General features: G+C 60.9%; 17 protein-coding genes and 1 tRNA gene. 4 read left to right on the plus strand and 14 right to left on the minus strand.

Going from position 1 to position 18751, the window contains the following annotated elements:
* Positions 1–122: 122 nt before the first annotated feature.
* Positions 123–800, minus strand: coding sequence for a Crp/Fnr family transcriptional regulator (locus tag KVQ82_RS29585; protein WP_222019462.1), 678 nt, complete (start codon positions 798–800; stop codon positions 123–125).
* 85 nt (positions 801–885) lie between these two features.
* Here KVQ82_RS29585 and KVQ82_RS29590 point away from each other — a divergent pair, with 85 nt between their 5' ends.
* Positions 886–1413, plus strand: coding sequence for a DUF962 domain-containing protein (locus KVQ82_RS29590; protein WP_222017354.1), 528 nt, complete (start codon positions 886–888; stop codon positions 1411–1413).
* Positions 1414–1500: 87 nt separating this feature from the next.
* On the opposite strand, the gene KVQ82_RS29595 is transcribed toward KVQ82_RS29590, so the two are convergent.
* The 6 genes from KVQ82_RS29595 to dibA form a co-directional block, all read right to left on the minus strand.
* Positions 1501–2490, minus strand: coding sequence for a sulfate/molybdate ABC transporter ATP-binding protein (locus KVQ82_RS29595; protein ID WP_086794830.1), 990 nt, complete (start codon positions 2488–2490; stop codon positions 1501–1503).
* Between the two features lie 3 nt (positions 2491–2493).
* Positions 2494–3366 (minus strand): sulfate ABC transporter permease subunit CysW, encoded by an 873-nt coding sequence (cysW, locus tag KVQ82_RS29600; RefSeq protein ID WP_007952817.1) that lies wholly within the window; start codon positions 3364–3366, stop codon positions 2494–2496.
* 13 nt (positions 3367–3379) lie between these two features.
* Entirely contained in the window at positions 3380–4198 is an 819-nt protein-coding gene (gene cysT / locus KVQ82_RS29605) for a sulfate ABC transporter permease subunit CysT (RefSeq protein ID WP_007952818.1), read from the minus strand.
* A 242-nt stretch (positions 4199–4440) separates the two neighbouring features.
* The gene (locus tag KVQ82_RS29610; RefSeq protein ID WP_108181331.1) at positions 4441–5454 is read right to left on the minus strand and encodes a sulfate ABC transporter substrate-binding protein; all 1014 of its coding nucleotides are present in this window, start codon (positions 5452–5454) and stop codon (positions 4441–4443) included.
* Positions 5455–5601: 147 nt separating this feature from the next.
* Positions 5602–5784: a sulfur starvation response protein OscA gene (oscA, locus tag KVQ82_RS29615; RefSeq protein WP_003220508.1), complete on the minus strand. Its 183-nt coding sequence runs from the start codon at positions 5782–5784 to the stop codon at positions 5602–5604.
* Positions 5785–6092: 308 nt separating this feature from the next.
* Positions 6093–8012 carry a phosphodiesterase DibA gene (gene dibA, locus KVQ82_RS29620; protein WP_222017356.1) on the minus strand — a complete coding sequence of 640 codons (1920 nt, stop codon included), beginning with the start codon at positions 8010–8012 and terminating at the stop codon, positions 6093–6095.
* Positions 8013–8159: 147 nt separating this feature from the next.
* Here dibA and desA point away from each other — a divergent pair, with 147 nt between their 5' ends.
* Both desA and KVQ82_RS29630 read left to right on the plus strand, forming a co-directional pair.
* Complete coding sequence (desA, locus tag KVQ82_RS29625) at positions 8160–9344, plus strand: delta-9 fatty acid desaturase DesA (protein ID WP_222017359.1); 1185 nt, start codon at positions 8160–8162, stop codon at positions 9342–9344.
* A 247-nt stretch (positions 9345–9591) separates the two neighbouring features.
* Complete coding sequence (locus tag KVQ82_RS29630; RefSeq protein ID WP_222017361.1) at positions 9592–10581, plus strand: sensor domain-containing diguanylate cyclase; 990 nt, start codon at positions 9592–9594, stop codon at positions 10579–10581.
* A gap of 130 nt (positions 10582–10711) precedes the next feature.
* Here KVQ82_RS29630 and KVQ82_RS29635 read toward each other — a convergent pair whose 3' ends face one another.
* The 3 genes from KVQ82_RS29635 to gabD all read right to left on the minus strand — a co-directional run bounded on the left by KVQ82_RS29635 (position 10712) and on the right by gabD (position 14963).
* The gene (locus KVQ82_RS29635; RefSeq protein ID WP_198760131.1) at positions 10712–11923 is read right to left on the minus strand and encodes a response regulator; all 1212 of its coding nucleotides are present in this window, start codon (positions 11921–11923) and stop codon (positions 10712–10714) included.
* Positions 11924–12054: 131 nt separating this feature from the next.
* Positions 12055–13335, minus strand: a complete 1281-nt coding sequence (gabT, locus tag KVQ82_RS29640) for a 4-aminobutyrate--2-oxoglutarate transaminase (RefSeq protein ID WP_182403345.1) — start codon at positions 13333–13335, stop codon at positions 12055–12057.
* Positions 13336–13520: 185 nt separating this feature from the next.
* A complete protein-coding gene (gabD, locus tag KVQ82_RS29645; protein WP_007963502.1) occupies positions 13521–14963 on the minus strand; it encodes an NADP-dependent succinate-semialdehyde dehydrogenase in 1443 nt (480 codons plus the stop codon).
* Between the two features lie 443 nt (positions 14964–15406).
* On the opposite strand from gabD, the gene KVQ82_RS29650 reads away from it, so the two are divergent.
* Positions 15407–15483, plus strand: a tRNA-Arg gene (locus KVQ82_RS29650).
* A gap of 75 nt (positions 15484–15558) precedes the next feature.
* On the opposite strand, the gene KVQ82_RS29655 is transcribed toward KVQ82_RS29650, so the two are convergent.
* From KVQ82_RS29655 to KVQ82_RS29670, 4 genes are read right to left on the minus strand one after another with little or no spacing between them, the layout of a single operon-like run.
* On the minus strand, positions 15559–15789 hold the full coding sequence (locus tag KVQ82_RS29655) for a hypothetical protein (protein WP_177327917.1): 231 nt from the start codon (positions 15787–15789) through the stop codon (positions 15559–15561).
* Between the two features lie 56 nt (positions 15790–15845).
* On the minus strand, positions 15846–16445 hold the full coding sequence (locus tag KVQ82_RS29660; RefSeq protein WP_222017363.1) for a hypothetical protein: 600 nt from the start codon (positions 16443–16445) through the stop codon (positions 15846–15848).
* On the minus strand, positions 16442–17053 hold the full coding sequence (locus KVQ82_RS29665; RefSeq protein WP_313902816.1) for an RNA polymerase sigma factor: 612 nt from the start codon (positions 17051–17053) through the stop codon (positions 16442–16444). Before KVQ82_RS29665 ends, KVQ82_RS29660 begins: the two co-directional genes overlap by 4 nt.
* The gene (locus tag KVQ82_RS29670; protein WP_222017365.1) at positions 17053–18738 is read right to left on the minus strand and encodes a VWA domain-containing protein; all 1686 of its coding nucleotides are present in this window, start codon (positions 18736–18738) and stop codon (positions 17053–17055) included. The genes KVQ82_RS29665 and KVQ82_RS29670 overlap by 1 nt, the downstream gene beginning before the upstream one ends.
* Positions 18739–18751: the final 13 nt, after the last annotated feature.

Genomic DNA, 18751 nt, shown 5'->3' on the forward strand with positions numbered 1-18751 from the left:
TCCCCGACCGACTGCGCAGCAGTCGCCGGACTTCATCACAGGTTTGGGGCGGCTGCGCCACCCATCGGGGATAAATCCCCTCACCACAGAGGCTCACTCCTACAATGGATCGGTGTGAAGTTTTAGAGCGTGGCAAGGGCCCGCAATCGCTTGGCATCGAGAATCTCGATCTCGCCATACCCCAACCCGATAATCCCCTGCCCCTGCAAATCCTTGAGGATCTGGTTGGTGGTCTGGCGTGACAGCGACAGCATCGACGCCAGCTGCTCCTGCGGCAGTTGCAGGACCCGGCGTGGCGCATCGATTTCGCCGTAGCCCTCGGCGATCATCAGCAAGCGATGCGCCAGGCGAGCCGGGGCCGGCAGCAGGCTCAACTGTTCGAGGTTGATAAAGGTCAAGCGCAGTTTGTGGCTCATCAGCAATGCCAGATGGCGCCAGTACACCGGTTGTTCATCGAGGATTTTCAGCAGCGTGGCCTGCGGGATATTCAACAGTGTGCACGGCCCGACGGCGTAGGCATCGTGAGTGCGCGGCTGGCCGTCGAACAGGCAGATTTCGCCGAACCAGTGCGGCGCCTCCACCAGGCTCAGCAACGCCTCCTTGCCCTGCTCGCTCACCGCGCCGATACGGATCGCGCCGTCGAGCACCGCGTACAAGCCGCAGGGCGGATCACCGCGCTGGAACAAGCGCTGCCCCGCCGTCAGCCGCCGCTCCCGGCCCGCCGCCAGCAGACTATCCTGAAAGGATGTCGGCAGGTGACTGAACCATTGCCCGGTCAGCAGCCGTGAACGCTTATCCATCATGATCACTCCCAACTGTCGCCTGCCTGACAGAGCCAACGCCGAACCCGAGGCATGCTGCACGCACCCTACAGGAGGAACAACAATGAAAAGCCTCGTCGACCATCTCAGTCAATACGCCGCCTACCACCGCGACCCGCGCAACATCGCCAGCCACTTTATCGGCATTCCGCTGATCGTGGTGGCGGTGGCGGTATTGTTGTCGCGACCAGAATGGTCACTGGGCGGCTTGTGGATCTCTCCGGCGGTCCTGCTGGCGCTGGCGTCGGCGTGGTTCTACCTGCGCCTGGAACTGAAGCTCGGCGTGCTGATGAGCCTGTTGATGGGCCTGTCGGTCTGGGCCGGGCATGCGCTGGCGCAGCAGAGCACCATGGTCTGGCTGAGCAGCGGGCTGGCGATGTTTGTGATTGGCTGGGTGATTCAGTTTGTCGGGCACCACTACGAGGGGCGCAAACCGGCGTTTGTCGATGATGTCAGCGGGTTAATTGTCGGGCCGCTGTTTGTCGTGGCCGAAGTGGCGTTCCTGCTGGGAATGCGCCACGAGTTGAAAGCGCAGATCGAGGCGCGGGCGGGGGTGGTGCGGGTCAATCCGAATCGCAAAGCGGCGGCTTAGGCCGCTTGAAAGATCGCAGCCTGCGGCAGCTCCTACATTGGAATGCATGTCCCTGTAGGAGCTGCCGAAGGCTGCGATCTTTTGACTTTAGAGGCTGGCGACTTTCTGCCAGACCTTCGGCTTGAAGAACAGGGTTTCACCCTTGGCCAGTCCGATCAGGCTGTCGTGGTCCTTCACCACTTCCGCCTCGATCAGATCCGTCTGCCCTTCCACCTTCAACGTCACCCGCGTGGTCGCGCCCAATGGGCGAATATCACGCACTTCAGCGGCATGGTGATCTTCCAGCTCATGTCTGGACAACGACACCTCGTGCGGCCGGAACAGCACGTGGTTGTCGTCGCTGAGCAACAAGCGGTTGGAGTCGCCGAGGAAGTGATAAACGAAGTCGCTGGCCGGGTTTTCGTAGACGTCGCCCGGTGAGCCGATCTGCTCGATCACGCCCTTGTTCATCACCACGATGCGGTCGGCGACTTCCATCGCTTCTTCCTGGTCGTGGGTCACGAATACCGAGGTCAGGTTGATGTCTTCGTGCAGGCGCGCCAGCCAGCGGCGCAGCTCTTTGCGCACCTTGGCGTCGAGGGCGCCGAACGGCTCGTCGAGCAGCAGCACTTTCGGTTCCACCGCCAACGCGCGCGCCAAAGCGATACGCTGACGCTGGCCGCCGGACAGTTGCTCCGGGTAGCGATCGGCCAACCAGTCCAGTTGCACCATGTTCAGCAGTTCGTGGACCTTGGTCGCGATCTGGCTTTCGCTCGGGCGCTGGTTTTTCGGTTTCATGCGCAGGCCGAACGCGACGTTGTCGAACACCGTCATGTGCCGGAACAGCGCGTAGTGCTGGAACACGAAACCGACGTTGCGATCACGCACGTCGTGGCCGGAGACGTCTTCGCCGTGAAACACGATGTTGCCCTGATCCGGGGTTTCCAGGCCGGCGATGATCCGCAGCAGCGTGGTCTTGCCGCAGCCGGACGGGCCGAGCAGCGCCACCAGTTCACCGCTCTGAATGTCCAGGCTGATGTTGTCCAGCGCCTTGAACGCATTGAAATTCTTGCTGACGTTACGCACTTCGATCGACATGAATTATTCCTCCGCGGCGCTGGCGCGCAGGCGGTTGATACGGTTTTCGCTCCACTGCTTGAGCAGCAGGATGAAGAGCGCCAGGATCAGCAACAGGCTCGCCACGGCGAACGCGGCCACGTGGTTGTATTCGTTGTAGAGGATCTCGACGTGCAGCGGCAAGGTGTTGGTCACCCCGCGAATGTGCCCGGAGACCACCGACACCGCACCGAACTCACCCATGGCCCGCGCGGTACACAGCACCACGCCATAGATCAGACCCCACTTGATGTTGGGGACGGTGACATGCCAGAACATCTGCCAGCCATTAGCGCCGAGCAGCCGCGCGGCTTCTTCTTCCTGCGTGCCTTGTTCCTGCATCAGCGGGATCAGCTCACGGGCCACGAACGGCACGGTGACGAAGATCGTCGCCAGCACGATGCCCGGCAGGGCGAAGACGATCTGGATGTCATGATCCTGCAGCCACGGCCCGAACAGGCCCTGAGCGCCGAACATCAGCACGTAGACCAGACCTGCGATCACCGGCGACACCGAGAACGGCAGGTCGATCAGCGTCACCAGCATGCTCTTGCCGCGGAACGAATATTTGCTCACGCACCATGCGGCGCTAACACCGAACACCAGGTTCAACGGCACCGAAATCAGCACGGCGATCACCGTGAGTTTCAGCGCCGACAAGGCGTCCGGTTCAAAGATCGCGGTGAAGAATGCGCCGAGGCCATTCTTCAAACCCTGCGACACCACGATGAACAGCGGCAGTACCAGAAACAGGAAAAAGATCAGCCAGCCAAGGCCGATCAGGATTCTGCGCGAAGTGGCACTGCCACGCCGCGCAGCGTTGGCCGAGGACGCGGCCGCAATAGACGATTGGGACATGGTTCGCGCCTCCTTATGGGGTTTCGATGCGCCGCTGCAGCAGGTTGATCAGCAGCAACAGGACGAAGGAAACCACCAGCATCAGCACACCGATGGACGTGGCGCCGGTGTAATCGTACTGGTCAAGTTTGACCATGATCAGCAGCGGCAGGATTTCGGTTTTCATCGGCATGTTGCCGGCGATGAAAATCACCGAACCGTACTCGCCGACACCCCGGGCAAAGGCCAGGGCAAATCCGGTCAGCCACGCTGGCAACAGCGCTGGCAGGAGGATATGGCGGAACACCTGCAACGGTTTCGCACCGAGGCAAGCGGCAGCTTCTTCGACTTCACGCGGGATGTCAGCCAGTACCGGCTGCACCGTGCGCACCACGAACGGCAGCGTCACGAAAGTCAGCGCCAGGGTGATGCCCAACGGGGTGTAAGCGATCTTGAAACCGAGGTCGGCGGCGAACTGGCCGACCAATCCGGTCGGGGTGTACAGCGCGGTCAGGGCGATACCGGCCACCGCCGTCGGCAGGGCGAACGGCAGGTCGATCATCGCGTCGATCACCTTGCGCCCCGGGAAGGTGTAACGCACCAGCACCCAGGCCAGCAGCGTGCCGATGATGCCGTTGATGATCGCGGCACACAGCGCGGTGCCGAAGCTCAGCTTCAGAGCAGCCAGCACGCGCGGTGCGGAGATGATCGTCCAGAACTGATCCCAGGTGAGTTGGGCGGCGTGGACGAACATCGCCGCCAGCGGGATAAGCACAATCAGGCTGAGGTACACCAAGGTGTAACCCAGCGTCAGCCCGAAGCCGGGTATGACGGGGGAGATACGACGCGACATAAAAGTCCTTGGTTAAAAAGCATTCCGCTGAACGCATCAATGTGGGAGCAAGCCCTGTGGTGAGGGGATTTATCCCCGACCGACTGCGAAGCAGTCGCAAAACCAGAGTTCGCGGTAGATTTGATTCACCGCAAAGGTCGGCATTGGGGCTGCTGCGCAACCCATCGGGGATGAATCCCCTCACCACAAAGGCTCACTCCCACATCTCAAGTGCCTGAACTTCAGGCTCATTGTGGGTCAGATTACTGCGCCTGGTAGATCTGGTCGAACACGCCACCGTCGTTGAAGAACTTCGGTTGTGCGGATTTCCAGCCGCCGAAGTCCTTGTCGATGGTCACCAGTTCCAGTTTCGGGAACTGCTGGGCGTACTTCGCCGCCACGTCCTTGTCGCGTGGACGGTAGAAGTTCTTCGCGGCGATCTCCTGACCGGCCGGGCTGTACAGGTGCTTCAAGTAAGCTTCGGCAATCTGTTCGTTGCCCTTTTTCTCGGCGTTCTTGTCGACCACCGCCACCGGTGGCTCGGCCAGAATCGACAGCGACGGCACGACGATGTCGAACTTGTCAGCGCCGCCGTCTTCTTTCAACGCCAGGAACGCTTCGTTTTCCCAGGCCAGCAACACGTCACCCTGACCGTTGTTGACGAAGGTGATGGTCGAGCCACGAGCGCCGGTGTCCAGTACCGGAACGTGCTTGAACAGGGTCTGCACGTACTCTTTGGCTTTTTCTTCGCTGCCGCCGTTGGCTTTCAGGCCATAGGCCCACGCGGCAAGGAAGTTCCAGCGCGCACCGCCGGAGGTTTTCGGGTTCGGGGTGATCACCGAAACGTCATTCTTGACCAGATCACCCCAGTCCTTGATGCCTTTCGGGTTGCCCTTGCGCACCAGGAACACGATGGTCGAGGTATATGGAGTGCTTGCCTCGGGCAGGCGCTTCTGCCAGTCGGCCGGCAGGGTCTTGCCGAGCTTGGCGATTTCGTCGATGTCGCCGGCCAGTGCCAGGGTCACCACGTCGGCGCGCAAACCGTCGATCACCGCACGGCCCTGCTTGCCAGATCCGCCATGGGATTGCTGGATTTTCACGGTGTCGCCGGCGTGATCTTTCTGCCAGAACTTGATGAATTCGGCGTTGTAGTCCTGGTACAGCTCGCGCGTCGGGTCGTACGACACATTGAGCAATTCGTAATCCTTGGCAACTGCAGAACCGGCAAACACGGCGCTGGCCAGGGCGGCCAAAGCGTAACGGCGAATCGACGACATGGTGAAAGCTCCTGGAATTCTTGGTGGTGGCTTTTTCTTATGTATTTCGGAAATCGGGGTGCCGGTTCAAAGGTCGCAGCCTGCGGCAGCTCCTACACACAGCCCCCTGTAGGAGCTGCCGCAGGCTGCGATCTTTTGATCTTCATATCAGCTCGGTTTGTTACCCGGCTGCTGCAGACGGAATTTCTCTTTGCGTTCGATCTGCACGACCTGGGCGTTGTGCACAGTGATCTCCACCGCGCCGAAACGCAGATCGCGCAGGGCGCTCTGGATTTCACGCAAGATGGTGGTTTCGTCCTGACCGTCAACGCTGCGAAGGGATGCGCTCATGGTGCTGCTCCTTTGAATGGGATATGCCTGGCAGTGGGCGGCACTGCGTTCGGCGTGGGAGCAATATAAGAGAGGCGCAGATATTCTTAAAAAGACTATTTAAGAATGTTTATATAACTAGAAAACATTATCTGACGGGCCAAGGGTTTGCGCGGTGTTCACTGAGTTTGAAGCCTGTATGAAACCCTGTGGCGAGGGGATTCATCCCAGATGGACTGCGTAGCAGTCCCTTTTTTTCAGGGCCGCTGCGCGACCCATCGGGGATAAATCCCCTCGCCACAGGTTTGGTGTCAGCCAGAGCAGGACTGTTAACCGATAACAGGGGCTTTGGCCCAATCAATCTCCCCCGCCGGCACTGGCCGCCCAAACCAGTAGCCCTGTCCCAGGTCACAGGCCTGCTCCAGCAGAAACGCCGCCTGCTCGGCCTGCTCGATCCCCTCGGCGTGCACCTGCATGCCCATGCTCCGGGCCAGCGCGATGATCACCCGGACGATCGCGGCGTCGTCCTCGTCCCAGGGCAACCCGGCGACAAAACCCTGATCGATCTTGAGCTTCTGCACCGGCAGGCGCTTGAGCCGCAACAGCGATGAGTAGCCGGTACCGAAATCGTCAATGGCCAGGCGAATCCCCAGTTCACGCAAATGATGCATCTGCTCCAGCGCCACTTCCGGATCATCCATCACCGCGCTCTCGGTGACCTCCAGTTCCAGAAAGGCCGGATCCAGACCGGTCTCGTGCAGCACCTGCGCCACCTGCTGGTACAGCTCACGCCGGGCGAACAACCGCGACGACACGTTCACCGCGACGAACGACAGCACGACCCCGGCCTGCTGCCATTGGCACATCTGCGAACACGCCTGGCGCATCACCCAGGCGTCGATTTCAGCAATCATCCCGGTGCGCTCGGCAATCGGAATGAATTCCGCCGGCGACACCAGCCCGCGCTGCGGATGCTGCCAGCGTACCAGCGCTTCGACGCCAATCAGGCGACTGCTGCGCAAATCGTGAACCGGCTGGTAGTAGACCCGCAGTTCCTGTTGCTCCAGCGCACGGCGCAGCTCGAAAGCGATCTCGACCCGTTGCTGCGCGTGCGCGGTCAGCTCTTCGGTGTACAACGCGTAACCGTTGCGCCCGCTGCTCTTGGCCTTGAACAGTGCGGCGTCGGCATTGCGCAACAACTGATCGGCACTCAACGCGTCGCTGGGGAACAGGCTGATGCCGATGCTGGCGTTGATGAACAGCTCATGCCGGTCGATGCCGAACGGCTCCTTGAGCGCATCGAGAATGCGCTGGGCCAGCGCCGCGGCTTGAACCAGTTGCGGACAACTCTCCGCCAGTACCGCGAATTCGTCACCACCTAGCCGCGCCAGCGTAATCCCGGGGCCGAACAGTTCCTGCAGGCGTGCCGCCACGGCTTTGAGCAGGCGATCACCGACGTTATGGCCGAGGCTGTCGTTGATCATCTTGAAGTGGTCCAGATCGATCATCAGCAAGGCGCAGCCGCGCTTGTGGATCTGCGCCGACGCCAGCGCCTGCTCGGCGCGGTCGCTGAACAACAGGCGATTGGGCAGGTCGGTCAGCGGGTCGTGGTGGGCGAGGTGCTTGAGTTCGTGCTCAGAGTCCTTGATCGCACTGATGTCGGAAAACACCGCCACGTAGTGGCTGAGGTGGCCCTGATCATCGTGAATCACGCGAATGGTCTGCCACTGCGGGTAAATCTCGCCGCTCTTGCGCCGGTTCCAGATCTCCCCGCTCCATTCGCCCTCGCTCTCCAGCGTGGCGAACATCGCCTGATAGAAGCCCGGCGGATGGTGGCCGGACTTGAACAGGCTCGGCTGGTGGCCGAGAACTTCCTCGTACTGGTAGCCGGTGATTTCCATGAACGCACGGTTGACGTGCACGATCAGGCCCTCGCGGTTGGTGACCAGCACGCCCTCGCGGGTGCAGTCGAATACCGCGGCGGCCTGGCGCAGGCGTTCACGGTCGGCCTGCCGCTCGCGTAACCGCGCACCGATGCCGAGAAATTCACACAATCTGGCCCGCGCGAGGAAGATCAGGCCAGCGCTCACGGCAGCCCAGACGTAACCGTTGATCAGTTGCCATCGCTGCAGATCGACAGACTCATCAAAGAAACTGTTCAATAAGTAACCAGTGCCCTGCAGCCAGACAACAGCAAGCAACAGGTAAAGCAGCGCTGCACGCAGGGCATCGCGGTAAGTGGCAGGCATTCGGCTGTCCATGTCCCTACAAAAAAGGTTGGAATTATAGGTCAAGAAACATCCAGCGACTCTTATCTGAAAGGGCGACTGGTTTTATCTGTGTGCTTGGTGATAATGCAACGGCTGTTTTTATCTTTATCGAGGGCCCTATAGCCTATGTGGTACGAAGGTTTTCTTGGCTTGTCGGCCTGGTCACTGGTCGCGGTCACCCTGCTGATGACCCACGTGACAATTGTCGCCGTCACGGTCTATCTGCACCGTTACTCGGCCCATCGCTCACTTGAGCTGAATGCCGGCCTGAAACACTTTTTCCGCTTCTGGCTGTGGCTGACCACGGCACAGAACACCCGCGAGTGGACTGCCATCCACCGCAAACACCACGCCAAGTGCGAAACCGAAGATGACCCGCACAGCCCGGTGATCAAGGGTCTGTCCACCGTGCTGCGCAAAGGCGCCGAGCTGTATCGCGCCGAAGCCGAGAATCCGGAGACCCTGCGCATCTATGGCAAGAACTGCCCGGAAGACTGGATCGAGCGCAATCTCTACAGCCACTATCCGCTGCTGGGTGTGGCGATCATGGGCATCATCGACCTCCTGCTGTTCGGCACCATTGGCATCACCATCTGGGCGATCCAGATGATGTGGATCCCGGTCTGGGCTGCCGGCGTGGTCAACGGTCTGGGCCATGCCATCGGCTACCGCAACTTCGAATGCCGCGACGCGGCGACCAATCTGGTGCCGTGGGGCATCCTGATCGGTGGTGAAGAACTGCACAACAACCATCACACCTACCCCAACTCGGCCAAGCTGTCGGTGAAGAAGTGGGAATTCGACCTCGGCTGGGCGTGGATCAAAGTCTTCAGCTTCTTCAAACTGGCCAAGGTGCAGCGTGTGGCGCCGATTGCCCACCGCGTCGAAGGCAAGGGCCATCTGGACATGGACACCGCCATGGCGATCCTCAACAACCGCTTCCAGATCATGGCCCAATACCGCAAATTGGTGATCGGCCCACTGGTCAAGCAGGAACTGGACAAGGTCGATCATTCGGTACGCCATCAATTCCATCGCGCCAAACGCCTGCTGTCGCGGGAAACCAGCCTGTTGGAAGACCGTCATCACTTGCGCATCCAGAACATGCTCGAGCACAGCCAGGCGCTGAAGGTCATTTACGAAAAACGCCTGGCCCTGCAGCAGATCTGGGTCAAGACCAGCGCCAATGGCCACGACATGCTCGCCGCCATCAAGGAATGGGTGCACGAGGCCGAAGCCAGCGGCATCCAGTCTCTGCGTGAATTCGCCGACCAGCTGAAAACCTACTCGCTGCGCCCCGCCGCAGCCTGACCGCCATGAATGAATCCCCTGTGGCGAGGGGATTCATCCCCGATCGGTAGCGCAGCTACCGCAAATGTGTCGACGCGTTCTCATTGCTGAAACGCGTCATCTCTACCGCCCGGCGGGAGCAAGCTTCCTCTCTACAAAAGCGCGGAACTTAGCACCGAAAGCCCTATCTCAAAGACACTTCGCCATCCCGGCGGGCTGTACTGTGGCCGTTGTCGAAATCGCGGCACGCCCTTTGAGAAATGTGCCGATGGTCAACAACAATCAACAAGACTCATCCCTTGCGCAGTGGCCCGAGGCCGCGCAAACCCTGATGGCGCTGATGCACGCCCAAGGCGAAGTCGCCCGGCTGAGCGAGCGCGAACAACTGTTCAGTTCATTGCTGGTGAGCGTCAACGCGGTGCTCTGGGCGTTCAATTGGGAAACCCGTCAGGTGCTCTATGTCAGCCCTGCCTACGAGCGGATTTTCGGTCGTTCCGCAGGCCTGTTGCTGGCTGACTACAACCAATGGCGCGACAGCATCTACCCCGACGACCTCGACTATGCCGAGCGCAGCCTGGCCGAAGTGCTGCACAAAGGCGCGGTGGAAGACCGCGAATACCGGATAATCGCCGCCGACGGCCAGGTTCGCTGGCTCAGCGACAAGTGCTTCATCAACCGTCAGGACGAGCCCGGGCAACCGGTGATCATCGTCGGCATCGCCGAAGACATCACCGACAAAAAGCGCATGGAAACCGAACTGCATCGGCTGGCCACCACCGACGTACTGACCCAAAGCAGCAACCGTCGCCACTTCTTCGAATGCGCCAACCGCGAATTCGACGACGCGCGCCTGCACGGTTCGCCACTGGCCTTCCTGCTGCTGGACATTGATGACTTCAAGCAGATCAACGACAGCTACGGCCACCCGGAAGGCGACAACGTGCTGCAACGCATCGCCGAATGCGGGCGCACTTCGTTACGTCGGGGTGATCTGTTCGGACGTATCGGCGGAGAAGAATTCGCGGCCGTGTTCCCCGATTGTGCACCGGACATGGCGATGCAAGTGGCCGAGCGGCTGCAGCAGGAGATTCAGCGGATGGTCTTCAATGTCGAAGGCCAGACCTTCGGCATCACCGTCAGCCAGGGACTGACCAGCCTCAGGGACGATGATGAAAGCCTCGACAGCCTGTTCGCCCGGGCGGACGCAGCGATGTACGAGGCCAAACGGCAGGGCAAGAACCGGATTATCTCAAGCTGAATCCACCATCCGATTTACCTCCCCTGTAGGAGCTGCGGCACGCTGCGATCTTTTGATTTTTGCTTTAAAAGACAAGATCAAAAGATCGCAGCGTGCCGCAGCTCCTAGAGGGGGATGCTCGTGAATCCGGTTATTTACGCATCCGCATCAGTTCCGGCAACCCGATCTTCAGCAGCCGCGCCGTGCGACTCTTTGCCAGTTCCTCAACGCCCTCATGTTCGGTCAGGCGTGCCATTTGCGCCGCCATGTTCATCACCAGCGCCTCACGGGAATAAACCCCGCCTCCGAGCTGGTAGACCGACGCAATCAACTCGCGCAGCTCCAGCGGCAGGCGCCAGCGCGTGCGCAACGCCGAACCGTAAGCCGCGCCGAATTCCGCCAGCGCGTCACCGACTTCCTCCCACTCATCAAGCTCGCCGCCGGCCTGCTTCCACTCCTGTAGACAGCGCAACAGCGCCAGATCGCCAAGGCGATGCAGCATGCCGGCGCAATAGCAGCGCTCCTGATCCAGGTCGAGCAGGCGCGCCAGGGTGCGGGCGTATTCGGCAGTGTGCAGCGACAGCCCCCAATAGCGCTCGGCGTAATCCGCCAGGCACGGGTCGCTGAGTTTGGCGCTGCGCTTGAGCGCCAGGCCGAGAATCAGGTTCATGCTCTGCCCGGTGCCGAGGCGATGCAGCGCCTGCCCCAGGGTCTGTACCGCCGCGCCATGATGCTGCGCCGCGCTGTTGGCGGCGGCGATCAGCACGGCGGTGATCTGCGGATCGGTACGGATCTCTTCTTCCAGCAGTTTCAGGTCGAGGCCATTGGGGTTGAGGCTGCGTTTGACCGCCACCTGCACATCGGTCATCAACGGCGCGCCATCGGCCTGCTCGCGGCGCCGCTCGAGGAACACGGATAGGGTCATGCCCGGCGCCAGCGTCGGCACTTCGCAGAACACCTCTTCACCCGCGTTCAGCAGCAAACCCTGCAGCCGCTCGGTCAGGGTTTCCATGTTCAGCGGTTTGGTCAGATAGGCCGTCGGAGCCAACGGGATGGCTTCGCGCACGCTGGCGCTGTCGTTGCGACTGCTCATCAGAATGAACGGCAGCGGCGGATTGCGTTTCCGCTGGCGCACGCTGCGCAGCACGCTCAAGCCATCGATACCGGGCAACTCCCAATCGACGATGGCCAGGTCGTAAGGCACTTCGCTGAGTAACGACATGGCTTGCTGGCCATCGGCACACAAGTCCAGCCGCGCATCACAGCGCACGTTGAGCAACACTTGTTTAAGCAGGTCACGAGACCACGGATCGGCCTCGGCAATCAGCACTCGGGGTACGGCGGGTAAATCAACGGCGGTCATGCGCGCTCTCCCTTGCAATGCCTGAACCTTAGCCAATGCTGGCCCTTCGATACAGCGCAAAAGGGTTTCCGAGGCATAAAAAAACCCGCCGAAGCGGGTTTTTTCTCGATCCGATCACACAGTGCCCGGAATTACAGCTCCGAGAAGCACTCTTCGATGATCGCCAGGCCTTTGTCCAGTTGCTCGTCCGGCGAGGTCAGCGGTACGAGAACGCGCAGCACGTTGCCGTAGGTGCCGCAAGACAGCAGGATCAGACCCTTGTCACGTGCCTTGGCCACCACCGATGCCACTGCGGCCGCGTTCGGTTTGTGGCTGTCGCCGTTTTCGAACAGCTCGACCGCGATCATCGCGCCCAGCGCACGCACTTCGCCGATCACTGCCGGGTATTTGGCCTGGATGGCCTTCAGGCCGGTGACCAGACGCTCGCCGACTGCCTTGCAGCGGTCCAGCAGGTGTTCTTCTTCGAACACTTCCATCACGGCCAGGGCCGCAGCGCAAGCGATCGGGCTACCGGCGTAGGTGCCGCCCAGGCCGCCTGGAGCGATGGCGTCCATGTATTCGGCCTTGCCGCAGACACCGGCCAGCGGGAAGCCGCCAGCGATGGATTTGGCGAAGGTGGTCAGGTCGGCCGCAACGCCCATCTGTTCCATGGCGAAGAAGGTGCCGGTACGGCCAGCGCCGGTCTGCACTTCGTCAGCGATCAGCAGGATGCCGTGCTGATCGCACAGGGCACGCAGACGCTTCATGAACTCTTTCGGCGCGACGTAGAAACCACCCTCACCCTGCACCGGTTCGATGATGATCGCGGCGATGTCTTTCGGCTCGGCGTCGTTCTTGAAGATGCGTTCGATGGACGCGATCGAATCGTCGATGCTCACACCGTGCAGCTCGTTCGGGTACAGCGCGCGGAAGATGCCGCCTGGCATCAGGCCCATGCCGGCCGAGTACGGCACGACCTTACCGGTCAGGCCCAAGGTCATCATGGTGCGACCGTGGTAGGCGCCGGTGAAGGCGATCACGCCGGCACGGCCAGTGGCGGCACGGGCGATCTTCACGGCGTTTTCCACGGCTTCGGAACCGGTGGTCACCAGCAGGGTTTTCTTGGCGAAATCACCAGGCACCTTGGCGTTGATCTTTTCACACAGCTCTACGTACGGTTCGTAGGCCAGCACCTGGAAACAGGTGTGGGTCAGCTTGTTCAGCTGTTCGGTCACGGCGGCGATGATTTTCGGGTGCACGTGGCCGGTGTTCAGTACCGCGATACCGCCGGCGAAGTCGATGAACTCACGACCTTCAACGTCAGTCACGGTAGCGTTCTTCGCCGATTCGGCGAAGATCGGGTGAATCTGGCCAACACCACGTGGAACAGCTGCGGTACGACGGGCCATCAGTTCAGCGTTAGTCTTGCTCATTACAGTCCTCATTCACCGCTCATCGGGCGGCGTGGTTCAAGGATAAAGCGGGAGGAATCGGCGGTGGCAGCATGCGATGATCGACTGCCACGGCGTTCCTGGCCGCAGAGAAAATTCCGGTTTAAAACGACGCAAAGGGACAGCGCTCTCGTGCCCTTTGCGTTTGCAGCGATCCCTTTCCCGGCTTAGATGCCCAGGCAGAGGTATTTGATTTCCAGGTAATCCTCGATGCCGTACTTGGAGCCTTCACGGCCCAGGCCCGACGCCTTGATGCCGCCGAACGGCGCGACTTCGTTGGAGATCAACCCGGTGTTGACGCCGACCATGCCGTATTCCAGCGCTTCCGCCACACGGAACACGCGGCCCAGGTCGCGGGCGTAGAAGTAGGAGGCCAGACCGAACTCGGTGTCGTTCGACATCGCGATCACTTCGGCTTCGTCTTTGAAGCGGAACAGCGGCGCCAGCGGGCCGAAGGTTTCTTCCTTGGCCACAGCCGCGTCTTTCGGCACATTGGTCAGAATGGTCGGCTCGAAGAAGTTGCCTTCCATCGGCTTGCCACCGGCCAGCACGGTGGCGCCTTTGGCCACGGCGTCAGCAATGTGCTCTTGCACTTTGGCCACGGCTTTTTCGTCGATCAGCGGACCCGTGGTGGTGCCTTCTTCCAGACCGTTGCCGATCTTCAGCTTGGCCACCGCGACTTTCAGCTTCTCGGCGAACGCGTCGTAGACCGAATCCTGAATGTACAGGCGGTTGGCGCAGACGCAGGTCTGGCCGTTGTTGCGGTATTTGGAGATGATCGCGCCTTCGACGGCCTTATCCAGGTCCGCGTCGTCGAACACGATGAACGGCGCGTTGCCGCCCAGTTCCAGCGAGACTTTCTTGATGTCCTTGGCGCATTCGGACATCAGCTGACGGCCGATTTCGGTCGAACCGGTAAAGGACAGCTTGCGCACGATCGGGTTGCTGGTCAGCTCGCTGCCGATGTCGCCGGCGCTGCCGGAGACCACGCTGAACACGCCTTTAGGGATGCCGGCGCGCTGCGCCAGTTCAGCCAGAGCGAACGCGGAGAATGGAGTTTGCGAAGCCGGCTTGAGCACCATGGTGCAACCGGCGGCCAGCGCTGGGCCGGCCTTACGGGTGATCATCGCCGCCGGGAAGTTCCACGGGGTGATCGCGGCGGTCACGCCAATTGGTTGCTTGATCACGATCAGGCGCTTGTCCGGCTGGTGGCCCGGAATCACATCACCGTAAATGCGCTTGGCTTCTTCGGCGAACCACTCGATGAACGACGCGGCGTAAACGATTTCGCCCTTGGCTTCGGCCAGCGGCTTGCCCTGCTCTAGAGTCATCAGGCGCGCGAGGTCGTCCTGGTTCTCGATCATCAGTTCAAACCAGCGACGCAGCTTGCCGGCACGCTCTTTGGCGGTCAGTGCACGCCAGGCCGGCAGCGCCTTGTCGGCGGCTTCGATGGCACGGCGGGTTTCCGCAGCGCCCATCTTCGGCACGGTGCCGAGAATTTCGCCGGTGGCCGGGTTGTTGACCTTGATCGTCTGACCGTTGTCCGCATCGACCCAAGCGCCATCAATGAAGGCTTGCTGGCGGAACAACTGGGTATCTTTAAGCTGCATGTCGGCTTTCCTTAACAGCACCGCGGCCTGCGCGGAGCAAAATTATGATTGTAGAAAGGCGCCTCGCAAGGCTGCCGTCAGGGAAATCATCTACCGGGTGAGGCGCAGTGATCGTGCGTTATTCACCGCACCTGCGCTTCCACACCCCGTCAAAGAGCGTTTGAAATCTCAAACGGATCGTAGGAGCAAAGGGGTTAAAGGACAATAGGTCGTTCGAAAAAAAGAACAAAAACCCTGCGTTTGCTGGATTTTTCAGATCAACGCGCAAAAAGCCTCGGCCGCAGCCAAACCATAGATCAGCCGGGAAAAAGCGCCAAGCGAGGGTTTTGCAGGACGTTACAGCTTTAAGGAATGCAGCGTTTCACACCGACACGCGCCCTGACAAAACCCGCCAAAACCCGGCATGGACGCCCCGAGCCGACCTAGGTATGATGTCGCCCGCTGCACCAGTAGCTCAGCTGGATAGAGTACTGCCCTCCGAAGGCAGGGGTCGTGGGTTCGAATCCCGCCTGGTGCGCCATGAATTGAAACGAAAAGCCCCGGACTGTGATGGTCCGGGGCTTTTTTGTGGGCGCGGTGTTAGATGCAACGACCGTCACTCCGTCGTCCAGTCAAACTCGTCGTAATCGTCGTCTTCCTCTTCTTCCGCAGCCTCCTCAAAAACCTCGTCTTCTTCCACGACGTCGTCTTCCGACTGGTTCAGCAGGAACTCCTTGCGCGCCTCGGTAATCGCGCGCCGCATCTCCTCGCCCTTCTGCGGGCAGTTGAGGAGTTGGGCGATGCGGTCGATTTTTGCTGCCACTTTGTTCTCCAGCGCTTCAGCCATGGCTCGATAGTGCGCGTTTTTGCCGGGCAATGCCAAATGGCTGGGTGAACAAGCGGTCAGTTCTGGCGGATGCGCTCAAGTCGCAGGTCGAGGTTCACCCCGGGGTAGCGTTTGTGCAGATTGTTGTACAGCGCATCCGCGGCTTGCGACTGGCCGGCCTCGCGCAGGCGCAGGACTTCGCGCAGTTGCTCATCCAGGCCGTTGGCCGGGGCGGCGGCGCGTTTGCTGAGTCTGGCTTCGTCGGCGCTGATCGCGTCGCTTTGCATCGGCTCGGCCATTTCCATCATCGGTGCCGGTGCGGGCATGGCCGCAGCGGGCGGGGCGGCCAGTGACTGCGCTTCCGGCGCTTGCTTGCGCGCCAATGGCGCGGCCGGTTTGGCGGCCGGGGTGAAGTCGAATTGCGCTGGCGGCTCGGGCGCACGTTGCACCAGCGACAGCATCAGTGCCACACCGACCAGGCTGGCGAAGGCGATCTGCCAGCGCGGTTTCTGGCAGAAGTGCCACCAGCGTTGCCACAGGCTTGGCTTGGGCGCCGGAGCTGCGCGGCGCGCAGCGGCGAGAATCAGCGCATCGAGCTGTTCTGACGGCTCGCCGGTGTGTTGCTCGCGATAATGTTTGAGCAGTTGCTCTTCCGGCGTCTGGCGGGCGTCAGTCATGTCAGTACCTCCTCGGCCAGCAGCCGACGCAGTTTTTGCTGGGCGTAGCGCAAGCGGCTTTTGACGGTTTCCAGCGATGTTTCGGTGAGGCTGGCGATTTGTGCCAGGTCGAGGTCACCGTGGGCGCGCAGCAGAAACACTTCGCGCTGCTCGGCGGGCAGGGTTTGCAGGGCGCTTTCCAGGCGCTGGCTGTCGCGGCTGAGGTTCAGCAGTTGCTCGGGATCGTGGGTCTCGTCACCGACCGCGTGCAGTTGTTCGTCGTAACTGTCGTGCAGCGGCTGATATGCGCCGTGTTTGCGCCAGTGATCGATCAGCCGATTGCGTGCAATCTGGAACAGCCACGTACGAAACGTCGCCCGTCCTTGTGGCTGACTGGTGCTGCGGATCAGGCTCAGCCAAGTGTCCTGTAACACCTCGTCAGCCAGTTCCGGTTTGCCGCTCAACCCGAGCAAAAAGCGATACAGACTTTGCCGATGACGGGCGTACAAAATCTCGAACGCCGCGCCGTCGCCTTCGCGATAACGCACCAGCAGCGTTTCATCGCTGCTGGCGGTCGGGCTGTCTGGCGTAGCAAACAGCTGACTGATGAAGCCTTTGAATCGGCTCACTATTCGATCCGTCGCTCAATGGGCAGCGTATTCGATGCGGTTGAGCTGCGCAGGCTTTGCGCCAGTTCCACCAGTTGCACGAACTCGTTGCGCAGACCGAAATGGTCATCGCCACGAGCGCCACGGGCCAGCGTTTCGGTGTCTTTCAGGCTGAAGTCGCCGGTGTAGCGAGCGTCCTTGAGCTGCTGGGAAAACGCCGCCACCGCCGCTGCGAAACGCAGATCGTCACTGGCCGGTGCGACTTGATCGGTAATCGGCCGCTCGATCAGCAGACTTTTCCCACCTTCTGGCTGTTGATAACGGACACGCAGCATCGCCAATTCCCCGTTTTTCGCCGAAACCGCCGCTTCCGATTTACCGTAGCGCAGCGGTTCCAGCCAGCCCTTCTCACCTGCCGGGACAATTTCATACAGCGCGGTCACCGTGTGTCCTGCGCCGACCTCACCGGCATCAACCTTGTCGTTGCTGAAATCCTCACGCTTAAGCGCACGGTTTTCGTAGCCGAGCAGGCGATATTCACTGACCTGTGCCGGATTGAATTCCACCTGCAATTTGACGTTTTTCGCCACCACCGCCAGGGTCGAACCGAGTTGATCCACCAGCACTTTGCGCGCCTCGCGCAGGTTATCGATATAGGCGTAGTTGCCGTCGCCAGCGTCGGCCAGCTGTTCCATCAAGTGTTCATTGTAGTTATCCACACCGAAACCCAGGGTGGTCAGGGAAATCCCGGTCTTGCGTTTATCCACAGCCATTTGCTTGAGGCTGTCGAAGTCGCTGATGCCGACGTTGAAGTCACCGTCAGTGGCCAGCAGGATGCGGTTGATGCCTTTGGGGATGAACGCCTGTTGTGCCATTTGATAGGCCAGTTCGATGCCCGACGCACCTGCAGTTGAGCCGCCAGCGGTCAATTGCTCGATGGCTGTGCGAATTTTGGCTTTTTCCCGGCCAGACGTTGGCTCCAGCACCACCCGGGATTCGCCGGCATACACCACCAGCGACACCCGATCCTGCTCGCGCAACTGATCAACCAACAGTTTCAGCGTGCTTTTGACCAGCGGCAGGCCTTCGCGGCGATCCATCGAACCGGACACGTCCACCAGAAACACCAGATTGGCCGGGGCCAGTTCCGCCACGGCCCGGTCGGAGGCCTTGATGCCGATCCGCAGCAGGCGCGTGTGCTGATTCCACGGGGTGGCGGCCAGTTCGGTAGTCACGCCGAAGGGCGAGCCATCGCTGGGCAGCGCATCGTTGTAGGGAAAGTAATTGACCATCTCTTCCAGCCGCACCGCACCTTCCGGAGGCAGGCGTCCCTGATTGAGCAGACGCCGGACGTTAGCGTAGGCGCCGGTATCGACGTCGGCGCTGAAGGTTGAGACCGGGGCCTCGGCCACGCTGTGAATCGGATTATCGGCCAGCGCCTGATATTGCTCGCGCTGCTCGTCGCGATAGCCTTGTGGATAACTTTCCGGGGCCGGCATCGCCGCGAAACTGGCAATCGGCGCCGGACTTGCTCTGCGCTTGACCATCGCACGGTCGGCAGCGAGCGCTTCATGCTGAATCGACGCCTGTGGCTGGGCCGGCGCCGGGACAACAGCCGATTCGGGATTGGAAGACACGCCGCAACCGGCGATGGTCAACAACACACCGACAGCAACGGGTCGCAGAAAAGGCAGGAAGCGGGACATGGGGGCTGACCTC

Origin of the sequence: Pseudomonas sp. AO-1 (assembly GCF_019775695.1) — a bacterium.
GTDB lineage: Bacteria > Pseudomonadota > Gammaproteobacteria > Pseudomonadales > Pseudomonadaceae > Aquipseudomonas > Aquipseudomonas parakoreensis.

Bases quoted from the DNA above. Each gene is read 5' to 3' on its own strand.
- KVQ82_RS29630 (WP_222017361.1), top strand. From the start codon at position 9,592: ATGGTCAACAACAATCAACAAGACTCATCCCTTGCGCAGTGGCCCGAG.
- cysT (WP_007952818.1), bottom strand. From the start codon at position 4,198: ATGTCGCGTCGTATCTCCCCCGTCATACCCGGCTTCGGGCTGACGCTG.
- desA (WP_222017359.1), top strand. From the start codon at position 8,160: ATGTGGTACGAAGGTTTTCTTGGCTTGTCGGCCTGGTCACTGGTCGCG.
- oscA (WP_003220508.1), bottom strand. From the start codon at position 5,784: ATGAGCGCATCCCTTCGCAGCGTTGACGGTCAGGACGAAACCACCATC.
- dibA (WP_222017356.1), bottom strand. From the start codon at position 8,012: ATGCCTGCCACTTACCGCGATGCCCTGCGTGCAGCGCTGCTTTACCTG.
- KVQ82_RS29610 (WP_108181331.1), bottom strand. From the start codon at position 5,454: ATGTCGTCGATTCGCCGTTACGCTTTGGCCGCCCTGGCCAGCGCCGTG.
- gabD (WP_007963502.1), bottom strand. From the start codon at position 14,963: ATGCAGCTTAAAGATACCCAGTTGTTCCGCCAGCAAGCCTTCATTGAT.
- KVQ82_RS29590 (WP_222017354.1), top strand. From the start codon at position 886: ATGAAAAGCCTCGTCGACCATCTCAGTCAATACGCCGCCTACCACCGC.
- gabT (WP_182403345.1), bottom strand. From the start codon at position 13,335: ATGAGCAAGACTAACGCTGAACTGATGGCCCGTCGTACCGCAGCTGTT.
- KVQ82_RS29655 (WP_177327917.1), bottom strand. From the start codon at position 15,789: ATGGCTGAAGCGCTGGAGAACAAAGTGGCAGCAAAAATCGACCGCATC.
- KVQ82_RS29660 (WP_222017363.1), bottom strand. From the start codon at position 16,445: ATGACTGACGCCCGCCAGACGCCGGAAGAGCAACTGCTCAAACATTAT.
- cysW (WP_007952817.1), bottom strand. From the start codon at position 3,366: ATGTCCCAATCGTCTATTGCGGCCGCGTCCTCGGCCAACGCTGCGCGG.
- KVQ82_RS29670 (WP_222017365.1), bottom strand. From the start codon at position 18,738: ATGTCCCGCTTCCTGCCTTTTCTGCGACCCGTTGCTGTCGGTGTGTTG.
- KVQ82_RS29595 (WP_086794830.1), bottom strand. From the start codon at position 2,490: ATGTCGATCGAAGTGCGTAACGTCAGCAAGAATTTCAATGCGTTCAAG.
- KVQ82_RS29585 (WP_222019462.1), bottom strand. From the start codon at position 800: ATGGATAAGCGTTCACGGCTGCTGACCGGGCAATGGTTCAGTCACCTG.
- KVQ82_RS29635 (WP_198760131.1), bottom strand. From the start codon at position 11,923: ATGACCGCCGTTGATTTACCCGCCGTACCCCGAGTGCTGATTGCCGAG.